The sequence below is a fragment of the Burkholderia sp. APQ4-4ca genome, from assembly GCF_057837105.1.
This window is the reverse complement of the sequence record NZ_JBYQCG010000235.1, coordinates 8,045-9,655: the sequence shown is the minus strand read 5'-3', so window position 1 is coordinate 9,655 and position 1,611 is coordinate 8,045. Positions and strand designations below refer to the sequence as shown.

The window sequence follows — 1,611 nt, the reverse complement described above, 5'->3', positions numbered from 1 at the left end:
CATGCGTTCTCCGAAGTCGAGGGTAAAAGGGCGGCGCATGCACCGGGATGGGAGGCGCTTTTATAACCTGACCTTTGAGCGCCGGGCAACCGGGCTGACATTGGGTGACGTAATGAAAAGCGGGCAGGACGTGGGTGCGCCGCGCCGGGCGGAATGGGAGGTCGACCGGTTTTCGGTCAGATCGCGTCGCGGTGGCCGACGATGGCCCGGTTCGCGCGGTGACGGAGGTTCACGACGGACGGCGACGTGCGTCAACCGTTCAACGGCAATTTCTGCATGATCGCGTGCACGCATTCCAGCGGACCTGCTTCGCCCGTGCGCACGTGCACGTCGGGCGATACCGGTTTTTCATAGGTCGATTCGATGCCGGTGAACTGCCGAAGGGTCCCTTGCCTTGCCCGCGCGTAGAGCCCTTTGGGGTCGCGCGCTTCCGCCACGTCCAGCGCAGCGTCGACGAAGACTTCGAAAAACATGCCCTGCGGAAAACGTGCGCGCGCTTTGGCGCGGGCCTCCTGAAAAGGCGAGATCAGCGCGACGATGACGACGAGCCCGGCATCCACCATCAGGCGTGCGACCTCGGCCGTCCGACGAATGTTCTCGTGGCGGTCTGCGTCGCTGAATCCCAGGTCCTGATTCAATCCTTCGCGAAGCTGGTCGCCATCCAGCAGAAAAGTCCGAAGGCCGCGCGCATCGAGGTGTTCCTTGAGAAGATTCGAGAGCGTCGATTTACCGGCACCGGACACGCCGGTGAGCCATACCACGAAAGCATGGTCCTGCTTCATGCTGGAAAGCACGGATTGATTGCCCGTGAGCATGACAGGGCGGGAATGAGGGAGATCTTGAGTCATCTCGGATTCGATGTGCCGGTAACTGCGTCGTACTTTATTGATGCGAATTCAGTCGTCGTCGAATTGTAACGGTGCTTTTTAAAATTTGTAAGTTGAATATTTTGCTCGGGAATAAGCTTTCGCCTTCAGGCGGCGAGACGGTGTGCGAACCGCATCTGCCCGGTAATGATTGCCGGTTGGTCGTAATAATTCGAAATAAGTAGGCGTCGTCGACAGGATTTTCGATCGTGGATCTATTATTGAAATCCCAACTGAATTAATTTTTATTCGACGAAAACCACAACAGTCCGCACGGGGCTGCTTTTGTGATGCGATTCCGTCACTTATTATCGAATGGGGAATTATCCGACGCCTGTTGCCTCGACGTATTTTTGCCCGGCGACGATTGGCATCCCTTCCGATTGGATCGGCATGACCGAGCGTCGGGCCCCTTAAAAGTCGGATCGCCGCGATTGCCCCGTCACGCTGAGGTCGTCGCTACCCGAATTCGCCCGATTTCGTCAGGACCGCGGCACGTCACTTGTGCCTCGGCCCGAACGGCCGCTGCTGCACATCGGCGCCGTGCGCGACGATCGCCATGCCCTCCGGCACTTCCTCCCACGCGCCGCGCAGGTCGACGAGCGGCTCCGACACGACCATGAACGCCTCGTCGCCGGCTTCGGCGATGCGCGGGTTATGCGGATACAGCTCGTGCAGGTGCTTGAACGACGTGCTATGGAACAGCGAGCGCGATTGCCGTTCGCTCGAATAGCGCACCGCGACG

1 protein-coding gene and 1 pseudogene are annotated in these 1,611 nt (G+C 59.3%); both read right to left on the bottom strand.

All coding sequences use genetic code 11. From position 1 onward, the window contains the following. Positions 1-251 precede the first annotated feature (251 nt). Positions 252-815, bottom strand: coding sequence for an adenylyl-sulfate kinase (gene cysC / locus AC3IFE_RS29870; protein WP_089466747.1), 564 nt, complete (start codon positions 813-815; stop codon positions 252-254). Between the two features lie 549 nt (positions 816-1,364). Then, positions 1,365-1,611 (bottom strand): annotated as a pseudogene (locus AC3IFE_RS29865) (class II glutamine amidotransferase); the annotation flags it as partial.

Coding starts and splice junctions, on each gene's coding strand:
- cysC (WP_089466747.1), bottom strand. CDS start 815: ATGCTCACGGGCAATCAATCCGTGCTTTCCAGCATGAAGCAGGACCAT.